Source organism: Bradyrhizobium sp. LMG 9283, assembly GCF_045571415.1.
Taxonomy (GTDB): Bacteria; Pseudomonadota; Alphaproteobacteria; order Rhizobiales; family Xanthobacteraceae; genus Bradyrhizobium.
On the sequence record NZ_CP120691.1, the window covers coordinates 2,425,055 to 2,448,181 of the forward strand.

General features: G+C 63.7%; 25 protein-coding genes. 20 read left to right on the forward strand and 5 right to left on the reverse strand.

All coding sequences use genetic code 11. The features are described 5' to 3' along the window. The 17 genes from P6U29_RS11295 (at nucleotide 1) to P6U29_RS11375 (ending at nucleotide 14,553) form a co-directional block, all read left to right on the forward strand. Nucleotides 1-1,314: a MotB family protein gene (locus P6U29_RS11295; RefSeq protein ID WP_407117663.1), complete on the forward strand. Its 1,314-nt coding sequence runs from the start codon at nucleotides 1-3 to the stop codon at nucleotides 1,312-1,314. Beyond that, nucleotides 1,311-2,489: a chemotaxis protein gene (locus tag P6U29_RS11300; RefSeq protein WP_407117664.1), complete on the forward strand. Its 1,179-nt coding sequence runs from the start codon at nucleotides 1,311-1,313 to the stop codon at nucleotides 2,487-2,489. The genes P6U29_RS11295 and P6U29_RS11300 overlap by 4 nt, the downstream gene beginning before the upstream one ends. Next, a complete protein-coding gene (locus P6U29_RS11305; RefSeq protein WP_407117666.1) occupies nucleotides 2,486-3,823 on the forward strand; it encodes a flagellar hook-length control protein FliK in 1,338 nt (445 codons plus the stop codon). Before P6U29_RS11300 ends, P6U29_RS11305 begins: the two co-directional genes overlap by 4 nt. After that, nucleotides 3,774-4,355, forward strand: a complete 582-nt coding sequence (locus tag P6U29_RS11310) for a transglycosylase SLT domain-containing protein (protein ID WP_407117667.1) — start codon at nucleotides 3,774-3,776, stop codon at nucleotides 4,353-4,355. The genes P6U29_RS11305 and P6U29_RS11310 overlap by 50 nt, the downstream gene beginning before the upstream one ends. Before the next feature lie 90 nt (nucleotides 4,356-4,445). Continuing rightward, nucleotides 4,446-5,675, forward strand: a complete 1,230-nt coding sequence (locus P6U29_RS11315) for a flagellar hook protein FlgE (RefSeq protein ID WP_407117669.1) — start codon at nucleotides 4,446-4,448, stop codon at nucleotides 5,673-5,675. Nucleotides 5,676-5,709: 34 nt separating this feature from the next. Next, nucleotides 5,710-7,185, forward strand: coding sequence for a flagellar hook-associated protein FlgK (gene flgK, locus P6U29_RS11320; RefSeq protein WP_407117671.1), 1,476 nt, complete (start codon nucleotides 5,710-5,712; stop codon nucleotides 7,183-7,185). Nucleotides 7,186-7,188: 3 nt separating this feature from the next. Then, nucleotides 7,189-8,235, forward strand: coding sequence for a flagellar hook-associated family protein (locus tag P6U29_RS11325; protein ID WP_407117672.1), 1,047 nt, complete (start codon nucleotides 7,189-7,191; stop codon nucleotides 8,233-8,235). A gap of 54 nt (nucleotides 8,236-8,289) precedes the next feature. Beyond that, complete coding sequence (flaF, locus tag P6U29_RS11330; protein ID WP_407117673.1) at nucleotides 8,290-8,634, forward strand: flagellar biosynthesis regulator FlaF; 345 nt, start codon at nucleotides 8,290-8,292, stop codon at nucleotides 8,632-8,634. Further along, on the forward strand, nucleotides 8,634-9,044 hold the full coding sequence (gene flbT, locus P6U29_RS11335; RefSeq protein ID WP_407117674.1) for a flagellar biosynthesis repressor FlbT: 411 nt from the start codon (nucleotides 8,634-8,636) through the stop codon (nucleotides 9,042-9,044). The genes flaF and flbT overlap by 1 nt, the downstream gene beginning before the upstream one ends. A 15-nt stretch (nucleotides 9,045-9,059) precedes the next feature. Next, a complete protein-coding gene (flgD, locus tag P6U29_RS11340) occupies nucleotides 9,060-9,476 on the forward strand; it encodes a flagellar hook assembly protein FlgD (RefSeq protein WP_407117675.1) in 417 nt (138 codons plus the stop codon). Continuing rightward, the gene (gene fliQ / locus P6U29_RS11345) at nucleotides 9,473-9,739 is read left to right on the forward strand and encodes a flagellar biosynthesis protein FliQ (protein ID WP_027572776.1); all 267 of its coding nucleotides are present in this window, start codon (nucleotides 9,473-9,475) and stop codon (nucleotides 9,737-9,739) included. The genes flgD and fliQ overlap by 4 nt, the downstream gene beginning before the upstream one ends. 74 nt (nucleotides 9,740-9,813) lie before the next feature. Continuing rightward, nucleotides 9,814-11,895 (forward strand): flagellar biosynthesis protein FlhA, encoded by a 2,082-nt coding sequence (gene flhA / locus P6U29_RS11350; protein WP_407117677.1) that lies wholly within the window; start codon nucleotides 9,814-9,816, stop codon nucleotides 11,893-11,895. Beyond that, nucleotides 11,892-12,644, forward strand: a complete 753-nt coding sequence (fliR, locus tag P6U29_RS11355; RefSeq protein ID WP_407117679.1) for a flagellar biosynthesis protein FliR — start codon at nucleotides 11,892-11,894, stop codon at nucleotides 12,642-12,644. Before flhA ends, fliR begins: the two co-directional genes overlap by 4 nt. A gap of 6 nt (nucleotides 12,645-12,650) precedes the next feature. Continuing rightward, entirely contained in the window at nucleotides 12,651-13,070 is a 420-nt protein-coding gene (locus tag P6U29_RS11360; protein ID WP_407117680.1) for a hypothetical protein, read from the forward strand. Further along, nucleotides 13,067-13,543: a rod-binding protein gene (locus P6U29_RS11365; RefSeq protein WP_407117681.1), complete on the forward strand. Its 477-nt coding sequence runs from the start codon at nucleotides 13,067-13,069 to the stop codon at nucleotides 13,541-13,543. The genes P6U29_RS11360 and P6U29_RS11365 overlap by 4 nt, the downstream gene beginning before the upstream one ends. Nucleotides 13,544-13,585: 42 nt before the next feature. Continuing rightward, the gene (locus P6U29_RS11370; protein WP_407117682.1) at nucleotides 13,586-14,098 is read left to right on the forward strand and encodes a flagellar biosynthesis protein FlgN; all 513 of its coding nucleotides are present in this window, start codon (nucleotides 13,586-13,588) and stop codon (nucleotides 14,096-14,098) included. Next, entirely contained in the window at nucleotides 14,095-14,553 is a 459-nt protein-coding gene (locus tag P6U29_RS11375) for a hypothetical protein (RefSeq protein ID WP_407117683.1), read from the forward strand. Before P6U29_RS11370 ends, P6U29_RS11375 begins: the two co-directional genes overlap by 4 nt. Before the next feature lie 177 nt (nucleotides 14,554-14,730). Here the strand turns inward: P6U29_RS11375 and P6U29_RS11380 are convergent, their stop codons facing one another. After that, nucleotides 14,731-15,501, reverse strand: a complete 771-nt coding sequence (locus tag P6U29_RS11380) for a response regulator transcription factor (RefSeq protein ID WP_407117684.1) — start codon at nucleotides 15,499-15,501, stop codon at nucleotides 14,731-14,733. Between the two features lie 821 nt (nucleotides 15,502-16,322). Between P6U29_RS11380 and P6U29_RS11385 the strand changes: the two genes are divergently transcribed. Beyond that, nucleotides 16,323-17,273 (forward strand): hypothetical protein, encoded by a 951-nt coding sequence (locus P6U29_RS11385; RefSeq protein ID WP_407117685.1) that lies wholly within the window; start codon nucleotides 16,323-16,325, stop codon nucleotides 17,271-17,273. A gap of 12 nt (nucleotides 17,274-17,285) precedes the next feature. Here the strand turns inward: P6U29_RS11385 and P6U29_RS11390 are convergent, their stop codons facing one another. Next, nucleotides 17,286-17,864 carry a MarR family winged helix-turn-helix transcriptional regulator gene (locus tag P6U29_RS11390; protein ID WP_407117686.1) on the reverse strand — a complete coding sequence of 193 codons (579 nt, stop codon included), beginning with the start codon at nucleotides 17,862-17,864 and terminating at the stop codon, nucleotides 17,286-17,288. A gap of 708 nt (nucleotides 17,865-18,572) precedes the next feature. On the opposite strand from P6U29_RS11390, the gene P6U29_RS11395 reads away from it, so the two are divergent. After that, a complete protein-coding gene (locus P6U29_RS11395; RefSeq protein ID WP_407117687.1) occupies nucleotides 18,573-19,460 on the forward strand; it encodes a dienelactone hydrolase family protein in 888 nt (295 codons plus the stop codon). Between the two features lie 60 nt (nucleotides 19,461-19,520). On the opposite strand, the gene P6U29_RS11400 is transcribed toward P6U29_RS11395, so the two are convergent. Then, on the reverse strand, nucleotides 19,521-20,789 hold the full coding sequence (locus P6U29_RS11400; RefSeq protein ID WP_407117688.1) for a serine hydrolase domain-containing protein: 1,269 nt from the start codon (nucleotides 20,787-20,789) through the stop codon (nucleotides 19,521-19,523). 125 nt (nucleotides 20,790-20,914) lie between these two features. Beyond that, the gene (locus P6U29_RS11405; protein ID WP_407117689.1) at nucleotides 20,915-21,763 is read right to left on the reverse strand and encodes an SDR family oxidoreductase; all 849 of its coding nucleotides are present in this window, start codon (nucleotides 21,761-21,763) and stop codon (nucleotides 20,915-20,917) included. Between the two features lie 157 nt (nucleotides 21,764-21,920). Here P6U29_RS11405 and P6U29_RS11410 point away from each other — a divergent pair, with 157 nt between their 5' ends. Further along, nucleotides 21,921-22,694: an HAD family hydrolase gene (locus P6U29_RS11410; RefSeq protein ID WP_407117690.1), complete on the forward strand. Its 774-nt coding sequence runs from the start codon at nucleotides 21,921-21,923 to the stop codon at nucleotides 22,692-22,694. A 24-nt stretch (nucleotides 22,695-22,718) separates the two neighbouring features. On the opposite strand, the gene P6U29_RS11415 is transcribed toward P6U29_RS11410, so the two are convergent. Further along, nucleotides 22,719-23,126: a nuclear transport factor 2 family protein gene (locus P6U29_RS11415; RefSeq protein WP_100232019.1), complete on the reverse strand. Its 408-nt coding sequence runs from the start codon at nucleotides 23,124-23,126 to the stop codon at nucleotides 22,719-22,721. Between the last annotated feature and the right edge of the window lies 1 nt (nucleotide 23,127).

Consider the following 23,127-nt stretch of genomic DNA (forward strand, 5'->3'; position numbering starts at 1 on the left):
ATGGAAGAGGTCAAGCATGAGATCGTGATCGTCCGCCGGCGCAGCGCCTTCGCCGAGGAGGCGCATCACGGCGGCGTTTGGAAGATCGCCTATGCGGACTTCATGACCGCGATGATGGCATTCTTCCTGGTCATGTGGCTGCTCAATGCGCTGAACCAGGACCAGAAGCAGGTGGTCGCGAGCTATTTCAACCCGATCAAGCTCGCGGAGAACGCACCTGCCCCGAAGGGCCTCAAGGATCTCTCCAAGAAGGAGCCGTCGTCGCTCGAAGGCCAGGATGGCAAGCGTCAGCCGGCCGGGCCGAACGAAGAACGTCGCGGTGACTCTCCAACCGCGGAGAAGCCGGCCTCCTATGAGGAGAAGGTCTTGTTCCGCGATCCCTATGCGACGCTCATCGAGATCGCCAACAGCGCGAACCAATCCACGGGCCAGCGGCGCGCCGGCGCTCTGACGTCCGCCGAAGAGGAGGGCCTCAAGGGTGGCGACGCCTACCGCGATCCCTTCGATCCCGGCTATTGGAAGCTGGCGCCGCAGGCGTCCAAGGACGCCGATCGCTTCATCGAGGGCGAGCCCAAGCCGAATGCCTCCGCACGAGACGGCGCAGCCGGGCTAAATCCCGGCGAGCCGCAGGCGCGCCGGACCAAGACGGATGATGCCGGCGGAAGCGTGGCTCCGAACGCAGATAGCCCGTCCGCGAGCCTGTCGCCCCTGCTGCCGCCCGGCCCTGCAGCGACGCAATCCTCGCGCGAGGGCAACGGCCAAGCTGGCGTTCAGGCCAATGCCTTCCCGCAGGCGCGTCCCAACGATACGGCGAAGGAGTCCGAACCGCGCGATGCGGCGCAAACGCAGCAGCCGACTCTCAAGCAGCTTCAGTCCGCGATCGCGGAAGCGCTGTCGGACATCAAAGCAGGGGCGGGACCGGCGGCCGAGGTGCGCCAGGTCGAGGAAGGACTCCTGGTCAGCCTGACCGACGATGCAAGCTTCGGCATGTTCGCGGTCGGCTCGGCCGAGCCGCGGCCCGAGCTGATCCGCGTGATCGACAAGATCGGGCCGCTGCTGACGAAGCGCCAGGGCATGATCATCGTCCGCGGCCATACCGACAATCGGCCGTATCGTTCGGAGACCTACGACAATTGGCGGCTGTCGACCGCCCGTGCGCAGATGGCCTATTACATGCTGGTCCGCTCCGGCGTCGATGCGCGGCGGATCGAGCATGTCGAAGGTTACGCCGATCGGCGACCGAAGCTTCCGAACGATCCGGCGGCCGCACAGAACCGCCGGATCGAGATCCTGATCCGGGAGAAACGCCCTTGATCAGGCTGCTGCGCCGCGCCGCCTTGCTGCTGCTGCCGTTCACGGCGGCGAACGCGTTTGCTCAAGCTGCGCCCGGGTCCGGCGAACCCTATGAGCTCGTCCGTGCGTTACAGGCGGTGCAGGACGGCATCGCCAACGGCGACACGGCCGCGCATAGCAGTCACATCGCGCTGATCCGGCAGATCGGCGAGAAGTTTCTTGCTGCCGATCCTGCCGTGTGGAGCAATCCGCAGAACAGCCAGGCCGTGGTCATCTACCTGCTCAGCGGCGGTGCGCCGCAAGTCGTCCGCAAGCTGCCGCGCGACAAGATGAACGTCGACGAGCGGCTGCTTAACGGTGCGCTCGCCTATGTCGAGGGTCGTCAGGACGAAGCGCGAGAGCTGCTCAAGGATGTCAAGCCACGGACGATCTCCTCGGGCTTGGGCGGACAGGTCGCCCTCGTGCAGGGCGCGCTGTTCGCGCGTGCTGAGGCATCGCTCGCGATCGAACGTCTGGATGACGCGCGCCTGCTGATGCCCGGCACGCTCGTCGAGGAGGCGGCGCTGCGGCGCGAGATCCTGCTGGTGGGGCAGACGGAGGATTTCGAGAAGTTCGAGTTCCTGACGCTGGCCTATATCCGCCATTACCGCAACTCGATCTATGCGGCCGATTTCTGGCAGCGCTTCTCCACGGGACTGACGCAATCGAGCCTGGCACTCGACGAGCATCGCTTCGCGCGGATCACAGCCCTGCTGGAGCAGATCGATCGCGCGAGCCGCCTCAAGCTGTACCTCGTGATCGCGCGCGCCGCGATGGTGCGGGGACGGCTGGCCGTGACCCGGCTTGCCGGCGAGCGGGCGCTGACGCTCAGCGCAGACGCCTCGGCGGATCGCGAGCGGGCCCATTTCTTCCGCGGCGCCTCGCGGGCGTTCACCGACGAATATGACGGCGGCCTCGCCGAGCTGAAGGCGCTCGACCGGTCGAAGCTGCCCGAGCGCGACGTTCCCCTCCTGAATGCCACGGTGCAACTCGCGCTCGACGTCCGCAAGCCGTTCGCGGGCGGACCCGCCGGCGCGGCCGACAAGCCTCCGGCAACGCCGGCGCGACTCGATCTGGCGTCATCGACCGCGACGCTCGCGCGCGCGCAGAAGCAGCTCGGCGAACTCGAACTCCTGACCAGGGACCGCCGTCCATGACCAAGCTCAGTGGAACCTCCGGACAGCTCTTCTCGGGCCTCGCCGAGAGCCTCAACATGCGTGGGACGTCGCGTTCCGCAAAGAGCGCCGGGACCAAATCGCAGGCAAGTTCGTCGTTCAACGATCTGCTCCACACCGTCTCGAATCTCGCAAAGCAGGCGCTGAGCGACGATGGCAGTGAAGCGACGGCGAAGACCGGAACGCTGCGCACGCGTCTGGCCCACCCGACGGAGAAGGACGCGACGGTGCGCGAACGTATCGCGGCGTCCAAGGGACCAGAATCCACCGAGGAGTCCTCCGACAAGAAAGCCGACAGGTCGGAGAAACTGCGTCCGGTGGATCATGCCGCCGGGGCAGACGTCCAGGATCAATCGGTCATCGCCGTCGTGGTCGGGCAGGAGATCGCTGCCACGCCTGCCGTGAAGACGCAGATGCAATTGCAGTCTGCCGACAAGGACGCGCCCGCGCGCGACGAGCGGTCCTCCACGGCGAAGCGCGAGGCTCCCGCCACGGGCGCGGCGAAGGCAGCGACGGTCGACACCGCTCCGTCCAGCGTCGCTCCCGCCGCCGCGCGCTCGCAGGCTGCGGCCTCGCAAACCATGGCCGCGGCGCGGTCGGCACCGACGCAAGGCTCGGAGGTTTCGAGCGCAATGCCCGCGTCAGTGGGCTTCGAGGCGGTCACGGCAAATGTCGAGCGCGCTGCCAAGGCCGCAGGGCGCGACGCATTGCCCGAGGCGACCAAGGTCACCGTGGTCCAGCAGGAGACCCATCTGCCGCCGGCGCAGTTCAATGCTCCGCAACAGGTCGCCAATGCAGTCGTCGCCGAGTTGAAGGAGTCCTCGGCACCGGCGGCATCCGCGGTGCCGGATCTCGCGGCGTCCCAGACCAATGCGCCGGATCAGCCGCTCAAGATCCTGACCGTCAATCTCGAGCCACCCGCGCTCGGCAACGTCACCGTGCGCCTCCGGCTCGTCGGCACCGAAGTGTCCGTCCAGCTTGCGGCCGAGCGCAAGGATACGAGCCTGATGCTCGACCAGCAGCGCGACCAGATCCGCGATCTCATGCAGTCGGCGGGCTATGTCGCGGACGTCGCGCCCGTCCAGCACGGCTCGCTCGACGGATTCCAGAGCGGCTCCGGCCAATCGCAGCCGCAGCTCTCGGGTCAGCAACAGTCCTCGCCACAGTCGCAAGGCGCGTTCGGCGGTGCCAGCTCGTCGTCGGGGCAATCCGACGGCGGCGCGAAGCAGGCCCGCCAGGACCGCCAGTTCAATCAGGAGACGCGTCATGATCAGGACGTGGGGCCGCATCATCGGCGCGGCCCTGTTTATCTCTAATGCGAGCGCAGCCCAGGCGGCCGCCCAAATTGCGCGCCCCTGCGAGCGCGAGATGGCGCGCGCGGCCCAGCAGCACGGGATTCCGCTCGGCATTCTCTATGCGGTCGGCCTCACCGAGACCGGTCGGCGCGGTGCGCTCCATCCGTATGCCCTCGGCGCCGACAGCCAGACCGTGTTCGCCAAGGACATGGATGACGCAATCGCTAATTTCGAGACGATGCGCAGCAAGGGGATCAAGTTGATCGACCTCGGTTGCATGCAAATCAATCACTATTATCACGGCGACAAGTTCGCTTCGGTACGGGCAATGTTCGATCCCGCCAGGAACGTCGACTATGCGGCGCGCTTCCTCAAGGAGCTGAAGCAGCGCGAGGGCAGCTGGACCATGGCAGTCGCCCGCTACAATGCGGGCCCCAACAACCAGCCGGCGCAGAAGCGCTATGTCTGTCACATCGTCGCTCATCTCGTCTCGAGCGGCTTCGGCGCGTGGACCGACAAGGCGCGCTCGTTCTGTCAGCCGAAAGCGACCTGACAACATGAAGTTGTGCATCGCTTCCAATCATCAGCCCCGCACAAGCAAGACCCCCCATTCTAGCTGCAACCTACCAAAGGAGCCCAATTCATGAGCCTGTATGGTGTTATGCGCACCGGTGTTTCCGGCATGTCCGCGCAGTCCAACAAGCTGTCGACGGTCTCGGACAACATCGCCAACGTCAACACGACCGGCTACAAGCGGGCTTCGACCGAATTCTCCTCGCTGATCCTGAAGAGCGGTTCCGGCAATTACGATTCCGGCGCCGTCGAGACCACTGTCCGCTACGCCATCAGCGACGCCGGACATACGCAGTTCACCACGTCCACTACGGATCTCTCGATCCAAGGCAACGGCTTCTTCGTGGTGTCGAATGCCAACAACACGCAGCAATATCTGACGCGCGCCGGGTCGTTCGTGCCGGACTCCCAGGGTAATCTGGTGAATGCTGCCGGTTATTACCTCCTGGGCAAGCCGGGCAAGGTGGATATCTCGCAAAATACCCTCGGCGGGTTGCAAATCGTGAACATTGCGCAGGTGTCGCAGCAGCCCGTCGCTTCGACGGCGGGAACGCTGACGACCGGCAATCTGGATCCAAAAGCGGCTGTCATTGCTGGTCCACCGGGTCCGGCCTCATATTCCTCGAAGAGCTCGATCGTCGCTTACGACAATATCGGCCAGGCGGTCACAGTCGATCTCTATATGTCCCACACTGCAACGGCCGCCGGATCGGATACCTGGCAGATTCAAGCCTATGACTCGGCGACGGGTACCGCGCTCGGAGCCGCCACCACCTATACCTTCGACACGACAACGGCAGGAAAAGGTGCGTTGGCCGCCGCAAGCCCGACAACTCTCGCGATACCCGTCCTCAACGGCGCGACCGTGACCCTCGATCTGTCCAACATGACGCAAGTTGGTACGGATTTCAGCTTCAAGGCGACGGTCAACGGCAGTGTTCCGTCGGCCATCGACAAAGTCGACATCGATGAGAATGGGTACGTCACGGCCATCCTCAAGAATGGCCAGCAGCTGTCGCTGTTCACGATCGCCGTTGCGGACGTGGCGAGCCCCGACAATCTCACGCCTGAACCGGGCAATGTCTACTCCACCAATATGAATTCCGGGAACGCAGAGGTCGCGAACGCCGGCAGAGCCGGGCTCGGCACCGTCCAATCCGGTTCTCTCGAGGACTCCAACGTCGACCTCGCGGACGAACTCACCGGTATGATCGAGGCCCAGCGCGGCTTCACCGCCAACTCGAAATCATTCCAGACCGGTGCCGATCTGCTCGACGTCGTCGTCAACCTGAAGCGCTGAGTTCTTCAGCGCCCATTCCGGGCAAGAGCAAACCATGTCCCTTACCGCCGCTCTCGACTCCGCTCGCGCTTCGCTCATGGCGTCGGGCATTCAGTCCTCGACGATCTCGCGCAACATCGCCGGTGCCAGCGCTACCGGCTATTCGCGCAAGATCGCGGTGCTGGACAATCTGCCGAATGCTGGCGTCTATGTCGCGGCGATCCAGCGCGCCGCGAGCGGTGGCCTGTTCACCAACGTCCTGATCGCGACCTCGGCGTCCGCCAAGCAAAGCGTGATCTACGACGGTCTCCAGAAGATCGCCGCATCGACCGTGGACGATCCCGAGCTCGATCAGTCGCCGACGGCGCAGCTCAATGCGCTCAAGCAGGCGTTGCAGAAATATGCCAACGCCCCGGACAACGCCACGCTGGCGCAGGCGGCCGTCACGTCCGCCAAGGACATGGCGATCGCGCTCAACCAGGCGACCCGGACCGTGCAGTCCGTCCGTGAGGGCGCGGATGCCGACATGAAAACGTCGGTTCAGAACATCAACCAGTTGCTCTCCCAGTTCCAGACCGTGAACACTGCAATCGTGAAGGGCACGATCTCCGGCGACGACATCACCGACTATCTCGACCAGCGTGACAACATCGTATCGAAGCTGTCCCAGGAGGTCGGCGTCTCGATGTCGATCCGCCCCAACGGCGACGCCGCGCTCTACACCGACAGTGGCGTCGTGCTGTTCGACAAGACGGCGCGTACGGTGAGCTTTGCACCGACGGATGCCTACACCGCCGGTACCACGGGCAATGCCGTCTACATCGACGGCGTCCCTGTGACAGGCGCCAATTCTGTTATGCTGCTGAAGTCGGGCAAGCTCGCCGGTCTCGCCCAGCTGCGTGACCAGGACACCGTCACCTATCAGAGCCAGCTCGACGAAATCGCGCGCGGTCTGATCAATACTTTCAGGGAAAGCGATCAAACGGCCGCGGCGCTGCCCGACGTCCCCGGTCTCTTCACCTATCCCGGCGCGCCGGCGATGCCCGCGAGCGCAACCGTCTCGGTGGGCCTCGCCGGCACGATCTCGGTCGCTGCGTCGGTCGACCCGGCTCTCGGCGGCAACCCGAATCTGCTGCGCGACGGCGCGATCAGCGGCAACCCCGCTTATCAATACAATACCGCCGGCAACGGCGGCTATTCGGCCCGGCTACAGCAGCTCATCGGCGGCATGGATGCGTCGCAGCCGTTCGATGCAACCACGCAAGGCAAGCCGAGTGGCAGCTTGATCGATTTCGCGTCGTCGTCGGCGAGCTGGATTGAAAATCAGCGCAAGACCGCCAACGACAACTCCGAGTACCAGACCACGCTGCTCAACCGCAGCGTCACGGCGTTGTCGAACGTCAACGGCGTCAACATGGACGACGAGATGGCGTTGATGCTCCAGGTCGAGCGCACCTATTCGGCGTCGTCGAAGATCATCTCGACCGTCGATGAAATGCTGCAGAGCCTGCTGGCTGCCGTGGGGAATTAAGTCATGATGAGCGCAAACTACATTTCCACCCTGATGTTGTCCTCGTCGTTGAGGTCTTCGATCACGAGCAACCAGGCGGCGCTGAGCAAGGCCTCGACGGAGGCGACCACCGGCCGCTTCGCCGACGTCGGTCTCGAGCTCGGTGCCACGACGGGAAGCGACCTCACGCTGCGGGCCGACTTCAGCTTCGCCGATCAGCTCGTCGATACCAACGGGCTCGTCTCGGGACGCCTGGACGTGACGCAGAACCGGATCACCCAGCTCAGCAAGACCGCGACGGACTTCCTCAAGGACCTGATCGCGGCCCGCAGCACCGACGGTGGCGGGCGGGTCATCCTGCCGCCTGCGGCCTCCAATCTCCAGGATCTGATCGGCGCGCTGAACGTCTCCTATAACGGCTCGTATCTGTTCTCGGGCATCAACACGCAGAACGCGCCCATCACGGCTTACACCGCGGGCTCGGCCAGCAAGAACCAGGTCGACGCCGATTTTCTCGCGGCCTTCGGCTTCTCGCAATCGTCGCCCAGCGTGGGCACCATTACGCCGGCTCAGATGCAGACCTTTCTCGACACCACCTTCGATGCCGAGTTTGCGAGCCCGGCTTGGAACACCAACTGGTCATCGGCTACCGACCAGACCATGCAAAGCCGTATCTCCACGACCGAGATCGCCGATACGTCCGTTAGCGCCAACCAGACCGGCTTCCGCAAGCTCGCCGAGGCCTACACCATGATGGCCGATCTCGGGAATGTAAACCTGAGCCAAGAGACGTTTCAGGTCGTCGTGGACAAGGCCATCGGGCTCGTCGGTAACGCCATCAGCGACCTCGCTGCGCTCGGCGGCACCGTCGGCACGGTCCAGCAGCGGATCACCACCGCAACCACGAAGCTCAAGACGCAGCAGGACATTCTGAACAATCAGATCGTCGGTATCGAGAAGGTCGACCCGACCGAAGCCTCGGTCCGGGTCAACACCCTGCAGACCCAGATCCAGACGGCCCTGGCGCTCACCTCGCAGCTCCAGAAGATCAGCCTCATCAATTATCTCTGAGCCGGGGTTCGTCACCTTGTCTAGTTGTTCGGTCTCCTGCGAAGAGTGGTCCTGATGACGTTTGAAGCCTATGAAGCGGTCGTTGACGAAAGTGGCTATGAGGCGCGAAGCCGCGAGCGGCAGGCGCTCAGCCTCGGCATCGACCGGCTCGAACGGATCCAAAAGGGGCGTTTCAGCCTCGAGGACCTGGTCGAGAGCCTGCTCTATGTGCGGCGACTGTGGACGATCTTCATCGAGGATCTCGCGCACCCGGAAAACGGGCTCCCGGACAAGCTGCGCGCCGACATCATCTCGATCGGCTTGTGGATCGTCAAGGAGGCCGATCGTCTCCGCGAACAGCGGTCGAACGACGTGGTGCAGCTCATCGAAATCAACCGCCTGATCCGAGACGCGCTTTAATGAAGATCTCCTTGCGGGCGGGCGAACGGATCTACATCAACGGCGCGGTGCTCCGCGTGGACCGCAAGGTCTCCGTCGAGCTCGTAAACGACGTGATGTTCCTGCTTGAAGCGCAGGTCATGCAGGCTTCCGACGCCACCACGGCGCTGCGACAGCTCTATTTCATCGTCCAGCTCATGCTGATGAACCCGACCGACGTCCGCGACGCTGCGGCGCTCTACGCGCAGCATCACGCGGCCCTGTGTGCGGTGTGCGAGAACCGCGAGATGCTGGATGGACTCGGCGCGATCGACGAATTGGTCGGGGCGACCCGCTACTTCGAGGCACTCAAGCGGATTCGGGCCCTGTTCCCGGTGGAGCAGGTCATCCTGGCCGGCGCCGCCACCATTTCCCCATTCGAGGCTGCCTGACAGCGGAGAGGCTAGATGAACGTCACCAGCGCGACCGACACGACCGGCAAGTCGTCGACAGGGACCACCTCGGCGACGTCGAGCAACAGCGTGGACTACAACACGTTTCTTCAGCTCCTCGTCGCCGAGATGAAGAACCAGGATCCGACCAATCCGATGGATACCTCGCAATATATGAGCCAGTTCGCCCAGCTCTCGACGGTCGAGCAGGCGATGCAGACGAATTCGAAGCTGGATGCGCTGCTGTCTTCGCAATCCTTGTCGCAGGCCAACGGGCTGATCGGGAAGACAGTCAGCTTCACCGACTCGACCGGTGCCAGTTTCAGCGGCAAGATCGCCTCTGTCTCCATCAACAGCGACGGCTCCATCGCCACCCTTCAGGACGGCACGAAGGTCGCGGTCGGACCGGGGCTCACGATCAGCCAGTCATGAACGAGCGGGACGCCCTCGATATCGTTCAGGCGGCGATCTGGACCATCATCGTCGCCTCCGGGCCTGCGGTCGGCGCCGCGATGCTGGTCGGCACCGTCATCGCGCTGATCCAGGCTCTGACCCAGATCCAGGAGGTGACGCTGACCTTCGTTCCGAAGATCATCGTCATTCTCCTGGTCGTTGCCGTCTCCGGCTCCTTCATCGGCGCGCATCTGTCGACCTTCACCGAGATGGTCTATTCGCGGATCGAGCACGGCTTCTGATCCGGATAGCCCCGGCACCACCCCCGCGTAAGCTTTGCGCGGCAGATTACGGGCGGACCCTCTGCCGGTGACCCATGGCCGATACGTTAGCTGCTAGCCTGCCCAATCCGCGCCGCCTCGGGGCGGATGCCTTTTTCGCTGGCGGCATCGTGACCATGCTCACGATCCTATTCCTGCCGATTCCTCCGATCCTGATCGACCTCGGTCTCGCGGTCTCGATCGCACTTTCGGCGCTGATCCTGATGGTCGCGCTGTGGATTCAGCGGCCGCTCGACTTCTCGGCCTTCCCGACCGTGCTGCTGATCGCGACGATCCTGCGCCTGGCGCTGAACATCGCGACGACGCGCCTGATCCTGTCGCGAGGCGGGGAGGGCGAACAGGCCGCAGGCCATGTCGTTGCCGGCTTCTCGAAGTTCGTCATGGGCGGTGACTTCGTCATCGGCCTGATCATCTTCGCGATTCTGGTTACGGTGAATTTCGTCGTGATCACCAAGGGTGCGACGCGTATCGCCGAAGTCGGCGCCCGTTTCACGTTGGACGCCATTCCCGGCAAGCAGATGGCAATCGACGCGGACCTGTCCGCGGGCCTGATCGACGACAAGGAAGCCCAGCGCCGGCGGCGCGAGCTCGAAGAGGAGAGCGCGTTCTTCGGTGCCATGGACGGCGCCTCGAAGTTCGTCCGCGGCGACGCCATCGCCGGCCTCATCATTACCGCGATCAACATCTTCGGCGGCATCGTCATCGGCGTCACCCATCACGGATTGACCCTGTCCCGCGCCGCCGACGTCTACACCAAGCTCTCCGTCGGCGATGGTCTGGTGTCGCAGATGCCGGCGTTGATCGTCTCGCTGTCGGCGGGCCTCTTGGTCTCCAAGGGCGGCACCAGGGGCTCGGCGGAGCAGGCGGTGCTGCGGCAGCTCGGCGGCTATCCGCGCGCGGTGTCGGCTGCCGCGCTGATGATGTTCGTGCTCGCCCTGATGCCGGGACTGCCGATGGCGCCCTTCGTGCTGCTTGGGGGTGTCATGGCCTTCGTCGGCTATTCGCTGCCGAAGCGGCAGGCCGCGCTGAAGCAGAAGGAGGATGCGCGCAAGGCCGACGAGCGCGCCCACGCCGAGGCCAAGGAATCCGTCAAGGAGCAGCTCAAGACCGCCGAGATCGAACTGGCGCTCGGCGGCCACCTTTCGGTCCATCTCCTGGGCTCGCGCACCGAGCTTGCCCACCGTGTGGCCAAGATCCGCAAGAAGTTCGCCAAGCAGTACGGCTTCGTCATTCCCGAGATCAAACTCAGCGACAATCTGTCGATCGATCCCAAGAGCTACCAGATCCGGATTCACGACACGCGCGTCGCCCATGGCGAGCTCAGGCTCGGCGAGGTGCTGGTGCTGGTCGACAGGGACGGCAAGCCCGACGTGCCGGGCGACGAGGTGATCGAACCCGCCTTCGGCATGAAGGCGTTGTGGGTGACGGAAGCTTTCACCGACGAGGTCAAGCGTCAGGGCTGCAAGCCAGTCGACAATCTGTCGGTGCTACTCACGCATTTGAGCGAGGTGATCAGGGCAAATCTTGCCCAGCTCCTGTCCTACAAGGACATGCGCGCGCTGCTCGACCGGCTCGATCCCGAATACAAGCGCCTCGTCGAGGATCTCTGCCCCTCGCAGATCTCCTATTCGGGCCTGCTGGCGATCCTGAAGATCCTGCTGGCCGAGCGCGTGTCGATCCGCAACCTCCATCTGATCCTCGAGGCGATCGCCGAGATCGCGCCCCATGTGCGCCGCTCGGAGCAGGTTGCAGAGCACGTGCGGACGCGTCTTGCCCAGCAGATCTGCGGCGACCTCTCCGACAATGGCGTGCTCAACGTGGTTCGTCTCGGCAACCGCTGGGACTTGGCGTTCCACCAGAGCCTGAAGCGCGATGCCAAGGGCGACGTCGTCGAGTTCGACGCCGACCCGCGCCTGATCGAGCAGTTCGCGACCGAAGCCAGCGCCGCGATCCGCAAGTTCACCGAGAGCGGCACCAGCGTGGTGCTGGCGGTGACCCCCGAAGCCCGTCCTTATGTTCGGATGATCCTGGAGCGGGTGTTTCCGACCCTCCCGATCCTGTCGCATGTCGAAGTCGCGCGCAGCGCCGAGATCAGGGCACTCGGAGCCATATCGTGATCTCTGGGCTCGCCGACAGCGTGCTGGTGACGTTCATCGTGTTCTGCCGCATCGGCGCCTGCCTGATGTTGGTGCCCGGCTATTCCAGTGTCAACGTTCCGCCCCAGGTGCGCCTGTTCGTCGCGCTGGTCACGACGTTTGCGCTGACGCCGATCCTCGTCTCGGTCCTGAAACCGCTCACGGACAACGCGGCGCCGCTGACGCTGGCGCTCCTGATTTGCTCCGAATTCGTGGTTGGCAGCGTCATCGGGCTCGGCGGACGCGTGTTCTTCCTCGCCCTCCAGACCATGGCGACTGCGATGGCGAGCGCGATCGGGCTGAGCAACATCCCGGGCACACCGGTCGGCGACACCGATCCGGCGCCGGCCCTGGTGCCGCTGATCATGGCGGGCGTCACCACGCTGTTCTTCATGACCGACCAGCATTGGCAGGTGCTGCGCGGGCTGATGAACTCCTACGACGTCTGGCATCCCGGCAACAAACTCGGCGGCAGCATGGCGCTCGACCTGCTCGTCGGCCGTCTGTCCGAAGCGTTCGTGCTGACGCTGCGGATCACGAGCCCCTTCATCGTCTATTCGGTGATCGTCAACCTGGCGGTCGGCCTGATCAACAAGCTGACGCCGGCAATTCCGGTCTATTTCATCTCGGTGCCCTTCGTGCTGTTCGGCGGCTTCCTGCTGCTCTACCTCACCAGCGACGAGCTCCTGACGCAGTTCATGCTCGGCGTCTCGTCATGGCTGGCGGAGTGACTGGTCATGACGTCGCGCGCGGACAAGCTCGGCCGGATGGTCTCCCTGGTGAAACTCCAGCTCCGGCTGTCCGAATGGCAGCTCGCGCAATTGCGGCAGCAGGAGCGCAGCCTTCAGGACGAGCAGGAATGGCTGGTGGGCGCCCTGAACGATGGAAGGCCGCCGGCAGGATCGTCGAGCGAATCGATCGCCCGGCGGCTCAACAGGACGAGCGTCGGCGCGCGCGCCGTGAAGGAGCAGGCCTCGCGGCAGCTCGACCAGGTTCGCCTCGAGACCCGCCGCGTGAAACAGCTCGAGGAGGTCGCGAAAGCCGCGCTCGCAGACAAGCTTCGCGACGCCGAGAAGCGCTCGCTCGAGGAGATGACGGGAACGAGCCTTACCGTGCGCGCGTGGATGCCACATCCAGCCAACCGGAACAAGACATGATCGTGACAGCGACGCCCGACCTCGTTCTCGATGTTCTCGAAGCCGCCGATCCCGTGACGCAGCGCGCGGCGGCCGCGAAGCTCGACGCGCTGAAATCGTCGGACGCCGATTTCGCCGCGACGATGGACGCGGAGGTCGGCAAGGCCGCGGCGGCTGTCGATCAATCCGCAGCGAATGTCGTGGAAGCGCAGTCTGGTGCAGTGAACGGGGCGCCGGTGCAGGTGATCAAGGCGCCGGCATCCGGCGAAGTCTACCGGAAGTTCGAAGCCTTCATCCTCCAGACCTTCGTCGAGGCGATGTTGCCGAAGGAGTCGGAGGAGATCTTCGGCAAGGGCACGGCTGGCGGCGTCTGGAAGTCGATGCTGGCAGAGCAGCTTGGCAACCAGCTGGCAAAGGGCAAAGGCATTGGCATCGCCAAGCAGCTCGCCGGCGCACATCCGGCCGGACCTGACGCTGCGGGGAAGGCCGGATGATGATCCGCGAACGAGTGACAGAAGTTGAGGGGTGAATTTCCGATGCAGGTACTAGAAGGCGCAGCGGCCATGGCGATAGACCAGGCGGTCGCGGATACCGAGGTGATGACGACGGAAGCAGCCGGAAGGAATGCGCTGCTGCCCGTCCTGCTGCCGATCGCGAGCGGCGAGGCGATGGCCGACGCCGCGGATGCGGTGAGATCGGACGAGGTGCGTGGCCTCCTGGCCGCAATCCGCCGGCTCGCCAGTGTCGTCGAGGAGGAGACGGTCGCGCTCACGACGGGGCAGAAGATCGATTTCGACGACTTCAGTGCCCGGAAGAGCCGGAGCATGCTCGAGTTCGTCCGCCTGATGCGGGCACGGATGCACCTTGGCGGCGAAGTCGAGATCACTGAGGAGATTCAGCGGTTACGGGAGAAGCTCGAGCGGAATCGTTCCATCCTGGAAATGCACTACGACGCAGTGCGTGAGGTCGCGAGCATCATCGTCAAGGCGATCAGGGAAGCCGAGTCGGACGGCACCTATACCGGTCGCGCAGCGCAGGATGGAAAATGATCAGACTGGTGCTGGCCGGGCTCTGGGTATGCATCCTCACCGCGGGCACGAGCTATGCCGTCGCCTATTGGAAGGAGAACGGCAGCCTGCTGCCGGCGAAGGACGAATATCTCGACGGGCTGCAATATCAGAAGACGCGAGCCCTGAGCGTGCCCATGGTCGAGAACGGCAATGTGCAGGGCTACATCGTCGCGCGCTTCGTCTACACTATGGAGGCGCGGACCATGCACCAGCTGAACGTTCCGCCGGAGCCGTTCGTCGTCGACGAGGCCTTCCGCAGGATCTATGCTGACGAGCGTCTCGACTTCAGGAAGCTCGCTCGTTACGACCTCTCCATCCTGACGACGGCGATCAAGCAGCGCGTCAACGAACGGATGCAGGCTGATGTCGTCCAGGACGTCCTGGTCGAGGACTTCAACTACGTGTCCAAGGAAGAATTCCAGCAGAAGCCGTAGAGCAGGCCGTTAGGAACGGTGTTTCCGGAAGGATCGTGCTCAATGGCCATCTGGCGCCACCGCGGTTCCGTAGCCGATGTAGGCATATGTCCTGGCGGTCTCTGCCGCTGAAACTACAACGGCCTCTGCGAAGATGCTCGCGGAGGCCGTTGCCGGTGTCGTGGCAGTGTCTTGCCGTCAGTTTCCGGCTGGGTATGCCGCCGGGGCTGCGTGCGCCCTGTTCAGGAGGATGCCGACCTCGTCGAGCTCCTGCACCGGCTCGTCGAGGGTCTCGCCAGCCGGGATGTTGAGGCGGTATCCGACGTAACGCCGGGCCACGATCGCGTCGAAGCCGAGGCGGTCGCGGAGCTTCTTGCGCAGCTTGCTGACGTGACTCTCGATCACGCTCTCGTCGAAGGTGGACTCGAAGATGCCGTAGACCGCGTTGAAGATCTGTGTCTTGGTGATCCACTTGCCGTGGTTGGCAACCATATATTCGAGAATGCGTAGTTCGCGGCGGGGCAGGGTGAGGGCGTGGCCCGCGATTTCGGGGGCACGGCCGTTGAAGAAGACCTGGATCCTGCTCTCGCAGGGCCTCGGTAGCTCGCCCACCCGGCGGCGCGCGATTGCGGCCGTTCGGGCGAGGATCTCGCGCAGGTGAATCGGCACGTGTACGACGTCGTCGACGCCCGATTCGAACAGCTCCAACGTGTTCTTGAGCATCTTTTGGCCGCTCATGGCGATGATGGGAGCCGAGGAGCGCTTGCGCATCGCCCGCGGCAGGCTTCCGCGAGCGTCGCAATCCCCGAGGAGAAAGGCGTCCACCGCCGCCAGATCCGATTCACTCGCAGATTGCAGCCAGTCCCAGAATTCTCCGGAGGAGAAGCCGATCGACGATACGCCTTCGCGAACGAGCCCTCCGACGTAGCTGTTCGCGACGCTCTCGCGATCATCAACGATAATATACATCAGTCTTTCGCCCCTGTTTCGCACTTGTTGCGGCCGGTTAGTTTGTTGTGATGCCCCGGCTCGGCAACGATGCTGTTTGACGACATTCCTTCCCGCGAACCGTTGTTATGATTTCGATATTCGCGGGCAGCCCTACGCATTCAGTGCCTGCGACTTGCAGGCCTGCTACTTCGACTCGATACTGAAACGCTTACTGCGTGAGGCCCGGCGGGTGTCTTACGGATCACCTCGCGGAGCGGATTGAGAAACGACCTAGAACAGTTGCGCCAAGTTGCTCATCGCGTCCGAACACTGCTGAACTGTGTCGATCTCCTCGCCAACTGGCGAGAATCACTTGAGTAGGACCGTAACAATTGCCGATTTCCGATCAAGCGTGCGCAAAAAAGCGATTGCTAAACGTGTTTGATGTTGTTGATTCGTTTTGGGTTGTTTCTTGATGTATTCCATCGCATCAGTTGATTTGGATTTTTAACTAGTTTTGCATTGTGGAGGTTGCAAAGTTCCGCATCCCCGTACAATTACAGCCATTTTGAGTGATGTTCGGGTCATCCACATTGACGGGTTTTCAACCCCGGATTGACCCTGCCCCTCGTTTTTCCACATGCGACAATTTCCCTCATGGCTAACGCGGCGATTCCAGCTTCGTGAAATCTTGGCGAGTGTGTGTCTTTCGAGTCGCACTATCGCCACGTGTATGACGCGATTGACTCATGCGGCGTCGCATCGCGCACGATGAAAAGTTCTTCGAGGCGCACGTTTCAGGCAAGCTTCGGCAAATAACGTCATTGTTCGACAGATCGAACCTAACGGAGCATTTTCACATGTTGTCCGATGGACAAGCTCGTCCCAACGCGAACGCGGATGCTTCCGCGGCGGCGAAGCCGGCTCCGGAGGCGAGCGATACAAAGGACAATACGACGCGAGCGACCAAGCCGGCTGCGAGCGCAAAGCGGGTATCGGCCGCGGCGAGCGACGAAGCTCTCGCAAAAGAGGCACTGGAGGGGCTGAAGCGTATTCGCGCCAAGGCGCGCCTTGACAAGATGGCGATCCCGAAACCTGCGCCGGCCGTGATCAAGCCGGCCGTGATCGTAGCGAAGCCGCCGCCACCCCGTCCGACATGGGTCGCGCCGCTCGCAACTCTGGCGGTCGCTGCCATGCTGGTGGTCTGCGCCTGCACCGGCGTGATCGCCTATCTCACCACCCAGCCCGCTCAGAACAACGCCGCCGCCAATGCGGAGATCAGAATTCTGCGCGAGACCGTCGCGCAACTCCGTAAGCAGGTGTCGGGCGTGTCCGAAAATCTCGACGGCTTGCGCACCGCGGTCGATCAATCGAGCAAGGTGACGAATGATCGCTTCGGCCGGTTTGCCGAGAACCTGGACCGGATCGAGCGGGTGAGCTCGTCCTCGACGGCGAAGCTCGACAAGCTCGCTCAGGTGCAGGCCCAGGCTCCCGCGCCGGCAATCGTGCAATCGCAGCCGGTATCACAGCAAGGGCCGATGATGGCCTCGGTCACAGCGCCTGAATTCACGGGATCGGTGCCTGCGCCCGAGCGTGCGCCTGCGCCGCGCAAGACGATCAAGGGCTGGTCGGTCCGTCAAGCCTATGAGGGGATTGCGATCCTGCAAGGCCCGAACGGCGTCATCGAGGCGGTGCTCGGACAACAGGTGCCCGGTCTTGGCCGGATCGAAGAGATCAGGAACGAGAACGGGCGCCTGGTGGTGGAAGCCGGCGGCGGCGTCATCTATTCGTCACGCAAGGCAACGCCTTGATCGAACCGTCTTCTATTGGCGGTGATGCTCGAAGCTGGTGCATAGCAGATCAACCTCCGCCTCCGCGATTGGCGCGCGAAACAGGCGGCAGCTGAACTCGACGGTCGTCTTGCTGTCCGTGGTGGTGCGATCTTCCCGCAGGAAGATGCACCGCTTGCAAACGTCGGTGTGATGCCGCTGCTCGGCAGCATCCGAGTGGTCCAGCACGTGCCGGAACGTGTCGCGGAAGCGGATCTTGACGTCGTCGTTGAGAACGGCAATCGCCTCGACGAGAACGTTGACGGGGTCGCGCACCAGGAACTTCTTGCCCTGCTGCGTCACGCTCAACATCACCGATCGCTTGTCCGTGGCCGAGCGCTTTCGTTCGAGATAACCGAGCCGCTCGAGCTCGCCGATAATGAATGAGGCGGTGCCGCGCGTGGTGCCGACGTAGCTCGCCAGCGCCGACGGCGTTCGGGAAAACCGATTGGCGCGGGAAAGGAATCGCAGCGCCATCCATTCGCGGTCGCGCAAACCGTGCTTGGTGCCTTCGAACCACAGGATTCTTGCGACCTGCTCCAGCAGTTCAATGGATTCACGAGCCAAATTCATTGCAGTTCCAGGTCGGATAAGCGTTTATTCAATTTGAGCCTTGGGCAGCGCAATCTGAGTGGGACGAGAATGAAACCCCGGCGCTCTTTCGTCCGTTGCCGGGCGGCCGATCGCGCGTCGGGAGGAAAGCCCTCCGTTTCCGGAGATGGAACTTCCGGCCGTGGAACTAGGGTGTCACAAAGAAAGTTCGAGTAAATCGCGCGGCGCAGATTCTCCGAAAATTTCAATCAAAAGGCGACGGTTCGCACGAGAATTGGCGATGATCTGCGATGCTCAAGCAACATGATGTGTCGTTGTCGCCACCGCGATTGCCATTTGTTGCGGCTGTGCCCGTCGAGTGCGCGAACTAGAGCATTCCCTGCGACGTCCGACGGTCGGGCCGGCCGGGAAAGAACCGCATTTTTCGGTTAACGGATGTTGCGGTGCAATGCAGCCAGACGGTTAAATCCGGCACACGCGATCTAGGGAAGTCGAAGTGTCGTCGGAAATCCAACGCCGTTCAACGTCAACCGTGCCGCATTGGCAGCCACTCTCGGCAACATCTTCGAATTCGACGATTTCATGCAGCCGCGGTTTGCGTGATCGGCCGGCCCTCGTGGCTTGGCGTGAAAGCAAGCGTGCTCGCAGGCAGGTGACTTGCGTTACGCCGGCGATTATTGGCGAATGCGTCGCCCTGGGGAATGGCAATCAGCAGGAAGGAATTGGCTAATGAGCTTCGAAACCACCATGACATCCGACGTCGTCGGCCTGACCAAAAGCGCCCCGGTCTCGCGCCGTGGATTCATGAGTGCCACCGCGGCCGTGGCGGCAGGCTATACGCTTGCGGCCGGGCCGGTGCGCGCCGAGGTGGTCACGACCGACACCACTGGTCTTGAGGCCGGCGATACCAAGATCAAGGTCGGCTCCGAAGAGATGCCCGCCTATGTCGCCCGCCCCGCCGGCAATACCAAGGCGCCGGTGATCATCGTGGCGATGGAGATCTTCGGCCTGCACGAATACATCAAGGACGTGACGCGGCGCCTCGCCAAGCTCGGCGCGTTCGCGGTCGCGCCCGACTATTATTTCCGCAAGGGCGTCGATCTGACCAAGGTCTCGGACGTCAAGGATCTGCTGCCGGTGGTGAATGCGAAGCCGGACGCTGAGCTGTTGTCGGATTTCGATGCGACCGTGGCGTGGGCAGGATCGCAGGGCGGTGACGCCACCAGGCTCGGCATTATCGGTTTCTGCCGGGGCGGTCGCACGGTCTGGGAGTACGCCGCCCACAGCGGCGCTCTCAAGGCTGGCGTTGCCTTCTATGGTACATTGGTCGACCCTGCCAATCCGCTGTGGCCGAAGAGCCCGATGCAGCTCGCGCCCGAGATGAAGGCGCCGGTGCTCGGCCTCTATGGCGGTGCCGATACCGGCATTCCCGTTGCCCAAGTCGAGCAGATGAAGACAGCGCTCGAGCAGAACAAGAAGACGGCCGAGTTCAAGATCTACCCCGATGCGCCGCACGGCTTCCATGCCGACTATCGTGGCAGCTACCGCAAGGACGCCGCGCAAGACGCCTGGGGGCGGGCGCAAGCCTGGTTCAAGAAGTACGGCGTGTTGAGCTGACGCTGGATATCAAGAGGGCGGCCAGTGCGGCCGCCCTCTCACCGTCAGGCCGTTTCGATCTCACCTCGTCATAGCGCCGTAGACGATGTCCTGGACCTGCTCGCGATAATATTTCCTGAGCTCACCCGGCGCCGCTGTCCCCACCACCACGACGAGACGCTCCTTGGGATCGCAGAAGAACTGCGTTCCGTAAGCGCCGTTCCAGGTGAACTCGCCGGGATTGCCGGGGACCGACGACAGGCCCTCACTGGTCCGGACCGCCACCGAAAGGCCGAAGCCGAAGCCGCCGCGATGCGGCTCGACATTGGCCACGTTGTTCTTGATCTCGGGGCCGAGATGGTTGGTCGTCATGTGATGCACGGTCTTCGGACCGAGGATGTGCTGCCCGTCGAGCTCGCCGCCATTGAGCAGCATCTGCCCGAAGCGGATGTAATCGCCGACCGTCGCGAACGAGCAGGCGCCGCCGCAATCGAACTTGGTTGGGGTGTCCAAGAGCTTGATGGCCTGCGGCTTGCCCGTCAGCGGATCGTTCGCGAATGGGCGGGCGAGGCGAGGACGCTGCGCGTCCGTCGGATGGAAGGTCGCATCCTTCATGCCAAGCGGCTGCCAGATGTTGGCGGCGAGATAGTCGCCGAGCTTCTGCTCGCTCACCTTCTCGACGACAGCGCCGAGCACGTCGATTGAAAAGCCGTATTCGAACTCGGTCGAGGGCTGATGCGCCAGCGGCAGTTTGGTGATGCGGTCGATGAAGGCCTGGGTGTCGCCTTCGATCGCGGGAGCGAAGCCATCAGGATATTGCCGCGCGACCGGGCTCGATGAGTCCGGCCGGCCGCCGTACATCAGGCCCGACGTATGCCGGTAGAGATCGTGGATGAAGATCGGCGAGGCCTGCGGCTCGAGCTTGAGCGAGCCGTCGCCCTGTGGCACGCCGACCTTCATGTCGGCAAAGCCGGGGTAGTAATCAGACAGCTTGGCCTGGAGCGGCAGCCGCCCCTGCTCCATCAGCGTCAGGCCGGCGACCGCCGCCATCGGCTTGGTCATCGAGGCTAGCGCGAAGATCGCATCGACCGGCATTGGCGTGTCCTTGGCCGGATCGAGCTGGCCATAGGCCTTGTAATGGACCAGCTTGCCGTCTCGCGCGATCGCAACGACCGCGCCGGGGACGCGCTTGGCGGCGATCTCGCGTGCGAAGAAGCTGTCGAGCCGCGCAAGGCCTTGTTTTGAAAATCCAACATCGTCGGGACTGGCTTCGGGCAGCGGCGCGGCGCGCGCTGCGCTGAGCGTGACGACGGCAACCGTCGCCGCGATCATGGCGATCGTCTTGTTCATTGCATCCTCCCAAGCGGCGAGCTCGTTGTGCGGTGGCTCGCTCGATGCCTAGATCACGACCGCGCTGGGATGAAGTCAAGCGCGGGCAAGGCATGTCTGGAAAGCGTGGGAGCGCAGCAACAACCCTATCGTCCTTCGCCTGCGCGCCACAGTGCGTCGAGGCCGTGTCGATAGGTGGGGCAGGCCAGCGTGATGCCGAGCTCGCGCTTCAATTTCGCGTTGGAGACACGCGCGCTGCTGGCATAGAAGCTGCGGGCTATTGCCGACATCTCGGCAGTCGCGAACTCTTCTTCAGGCGGCGGCGACACGCCCATCAGCTTCGCCGCATAGGCGATCACGTCCTGTGGCGGCGCGGGCTCGTCGTCGCAGACGTTCCAAATGCCGCCGCCCGGGTGATGAACCGCGGCCATGATCGCGCTCGCGATGTCATCGACGTGGATGCGGTTGAAGACCTGTCCCGGCTTGATGATGCGCCTCGCCTTTCCCGCGCGCAGCGTCACCAGCGCGTTGCGGCCGGGGCCGTAGATGCCCGCAAGCCGCAGGATCACGGCATCGCCGCGCGCCGTGTCCATCCAGGCCTGCTCCGCAGCAACCCGCATGCGCGTGCGGTCGAGGGTTGCCTGCGGCGGTGTGCTCTCGTCGACCCATGCACCGCCGTGATCGCCGTACACCCCGATGGTCGAGAGATAGACGACCTTGCAGCGCCTCCGCCGGAGCACGTCGCCGAACGCCGCGATCGCGGGATCGCCGGCGCTGCCGGGCGGGATTGACACCAGGAGAACATCGGCATCGCGAACCTGTTGAACCGTCTCGCGCGACGGAGGGCTGCCCGAAAACGGATGCACCTCGAGGCCGGCGAGATCGTTCCGCTGCGCGGGATCGCGCACGGTGCCGGCGATCTGCGAGAAGCTGTCACCGTATTTGCGGGCGAAGTGCCGGGCGCTGTAGCCGAGGCCGAGGATGAAGAGCCGCATGCGTCTCCCGTGCAGGTCGAAAGTTCCCGTTCGCGCCGTCGCGCGCGCAGTTCGCTCATAAGAGATTTTTGGGTCCGGCAAAAGATATTGCGATTTGTCTCGCCTGCCACTTCGCGGGATGGTCGTCCGTCACAGGTAGCTCGGGAGGGAGGCGTTGTTGGCGACCGGGTCGATCACGCAGAGGGAGGCGCCCGCGATAGCGCGATGCGACGCCAACGAGCTGATCCGCAATGCGGCCGCACTGATCTTCGATGTCGACGGCACCTTGGCCGAGACCGAGGAGCTGCATCGGCAGGCCTTCAACCTTGCCTTCGCCCGCCACGGTCTCGAATGGCAGTGGGACCGCGCCGTCTACAAGGACCTGCTGCGGGTGACGGGCGGCAAGGAACGCATGCGCGCCTACCACGCCAGGCTGGGGGCCGCTCCGCCATTATCGGACATGGACATCGCAGAGCTCCACCGCATCAAGACCGCGCATTATGCCGAGCTGGTCGAGACCGGCTGCTGCCCCCTGCGGCCGGGCGTGGCGGATCTGCTCGCTGCGGCGAGGGCGCGGGGCCAGCGGCTTGCGATCGCGACCACCACCTCGCACGGCAACATCGACGCGCTGCTCTCGCGGGCGCTGGGCAAGCGCTGGGCAGCGGATTTCGAGGCGATCGTCGCCGGCGATGACGTCAGGCACAAGAAGCCTGCGCCGGATGTCTATCTCGAGATCCTGGCGCGGCTGAAGCTGGGTGCGTCGGACTGCGTCGCAATTGAGGATTCCGCCAACGGCCTGATCGCAGCCTCGCGCGCCGGCATCCCGGTTCTGATCACGCGCAGCATGTTCTTTGGGGACGATGACTTCACCGCGGCGCGGGTCGTGCTGGATGATCTGTCGGACCTCGGGATAGCCAAACAAAAAACTGAAAAACAACCCCATGCACAGTAGATCACGCTCGCGTGATCGCCGCGCTCAGTGGACGCGGTGACTCGTTCTATCGTCCTCAGCCTGCTCGACAATCTGCGCGATCGGGCTCGACTGATGATGCACCAGGCGCCAGTCGTCGCCGACGCGGCGGAAATGGTTGGCGGCGGCCAACGCGGTGCCGTCGACGATCTCGATGCAGAGCACGCGGGCGCTGTCGCCATCGACGATCGCCTGCGGTTCGGCGCAGACGATCTGCGGTCGCTGCGGGTTTTGCAGGATATCGCGCCAGCTTCCGATCACGGTGGCGCGGCCGATGATGGCCGGCCAGCCGGGGTGGATGCAGGAGATGGAGTCGTCGTCCGCCCACATCCGTTCCATGCCGGCGAAGTCGCCCGTTGAGAACGCGGCGTAGAAGGCCGCGTTGGCGGCGATGACCTTGCTGTCCTTTCCCATC

Coding starts and splice junctions, on each gene's coding strand:
- P6U29_RS11295 (WP_407117663.1), top strand. CDS start 1: ATGGAAGAGGTCAAGCATGAGATCGTGATCGTCCGCCGGCGCAGCGCC.
- P6U29_RS11305 (WP_407117666.1), top strand. CDS start 2,486: ATGACCAAGCTCAGTGGAACCTCCGGACAGCTCTTCTCGGGCCTCGCC.
- P6U29_RS11310 (WP_407117667.1), top strand. CDS start 3,774: ATGATCAGGACGTGGGGCCGCATCATCGGCGCGGCCCTGTTTATCTCT.
- P6U29_RS11315 (WP_407117669.1), top strand. CDS start 4,446: ATGAGCCTGTATGGTGTTATGCGCACCGGTGTTTCCGGCATGTCCGCG.
- flgK (WP_407117671.1), top strand. CDS start 5,710: ATGTCCCTTACCGCCGCTCTCGACTCCGCTCGCGCTTCGCTCATGGCG.
- P6U29_RS11325 (WP_407117672.1), top strand. CDS start 7,189: ATGATGAGCGCAAACTACATTTCCACCCTGATGTTGTCCTCGTCGTTG.
- flaF (WP_407117673.1), top strand. CDS start 8,290: ATGACGTTTGAAGCCTATGAAGCGGTCGTTGACGAAAGTGGCTATGAG.
- flbT (WP_407117674.1), top strand. CDS start 8,634: ATGAAGATCTCCTTGCGGGCGGGCGAACGGATCTACATCAACGGCGCG.
- flgD (WP_407117675.1), top strand. CDS start 9,060: ATGAACGTCACCAGCGCGACCGACACGACCGGCAAGTCGTCGACAGGG.
- fliQ (WP_027572776.1), top strand. CDS start 9,473: ATGAACGAGCGGGACGCCCTCGATATCGTTCAGGCGGCGATCTGGACC.
- flhA (WP_407117677.1), top strand. CDS start 9,814: ATGGCCGATACGTTAGCTGCTAGCCTGCCCAATCCGCGCCGCCTCGGG.
- P6U29_RS11360 (WP_407117680.1), top strand. CDS start 12,651: ATGACGTCGCGCGCGGACAAGCTCGGCCGGATGGTCTCCCTGGTGAAA.
- P6U29_RS11365 (WP_407117681.1), top strand. CDS start 13,067: ATGATCGTGACAGCGACGCCCGACCTCGTTCTCGATGTTCTCGAAGCC.
- P6U29_RS11370 (WP_407117682.1), top strand. CDS start 13,586: ATGCAGGTACTAGAAGGCGCAGCGGCCATGGCGATAGACCAGGCGGTC.
- P6U29_RS11375 (WP_407117683.1), top strand. CDS start 14,095: ATGATCAGACTGGTGCTGGCCGGGCTCTGGGTATGCATCCTCACCGCG.
- P6U29_RS11380 (WP_407117684.1), bottom strand. CDS start 15,501: ATGTATATTATCGTTGATGATCGCGAGAGCGTCGCGAACAGCTACGTC.
- P6U29_RS11385 (WP_407117685.1), top strand. CDS start 16,323: ATGTTGTCCGATGGACAAGCTCGTCCCAACGCGAACGCGGATGCTTCC.
- P6U29_RS11390 (WP_407117686.1), bottom strand. CDS start 17,864: ATGAATTTGGCTCGTGAATCCATTGAACTGCTGGAGCAGGTCGCAAGA.
- P6U29_RS11395 (WP_407117687.1), top strand. CDS start 18,573: ATGAGCTTCGAAACCACCATGACATCCGACGTCGTCGGCCTGACCAAA.
- P6U29_RS11400 (WP_407117688.1), bottom strand. CDS start 20,789: ATGAACAAGACGATCGCCATGATCGCGGCGACGGTTGCCGTCGTCACG.
- P6U29_RS11405 (WP_407117689.1), bottom strand. CDS start 21,763: ATGCGGCTCTTCATCCTCGGCCTCGGCTACAGCGCCCGGCACTTCGCC.
- P6U29_RS11415 (WP_100232019.1), bottom strand. CDS start 23,126: ATGGGAAAGGACAGCAAGGTCATCGCCGCCAACGCGGCCTTCTACGCC.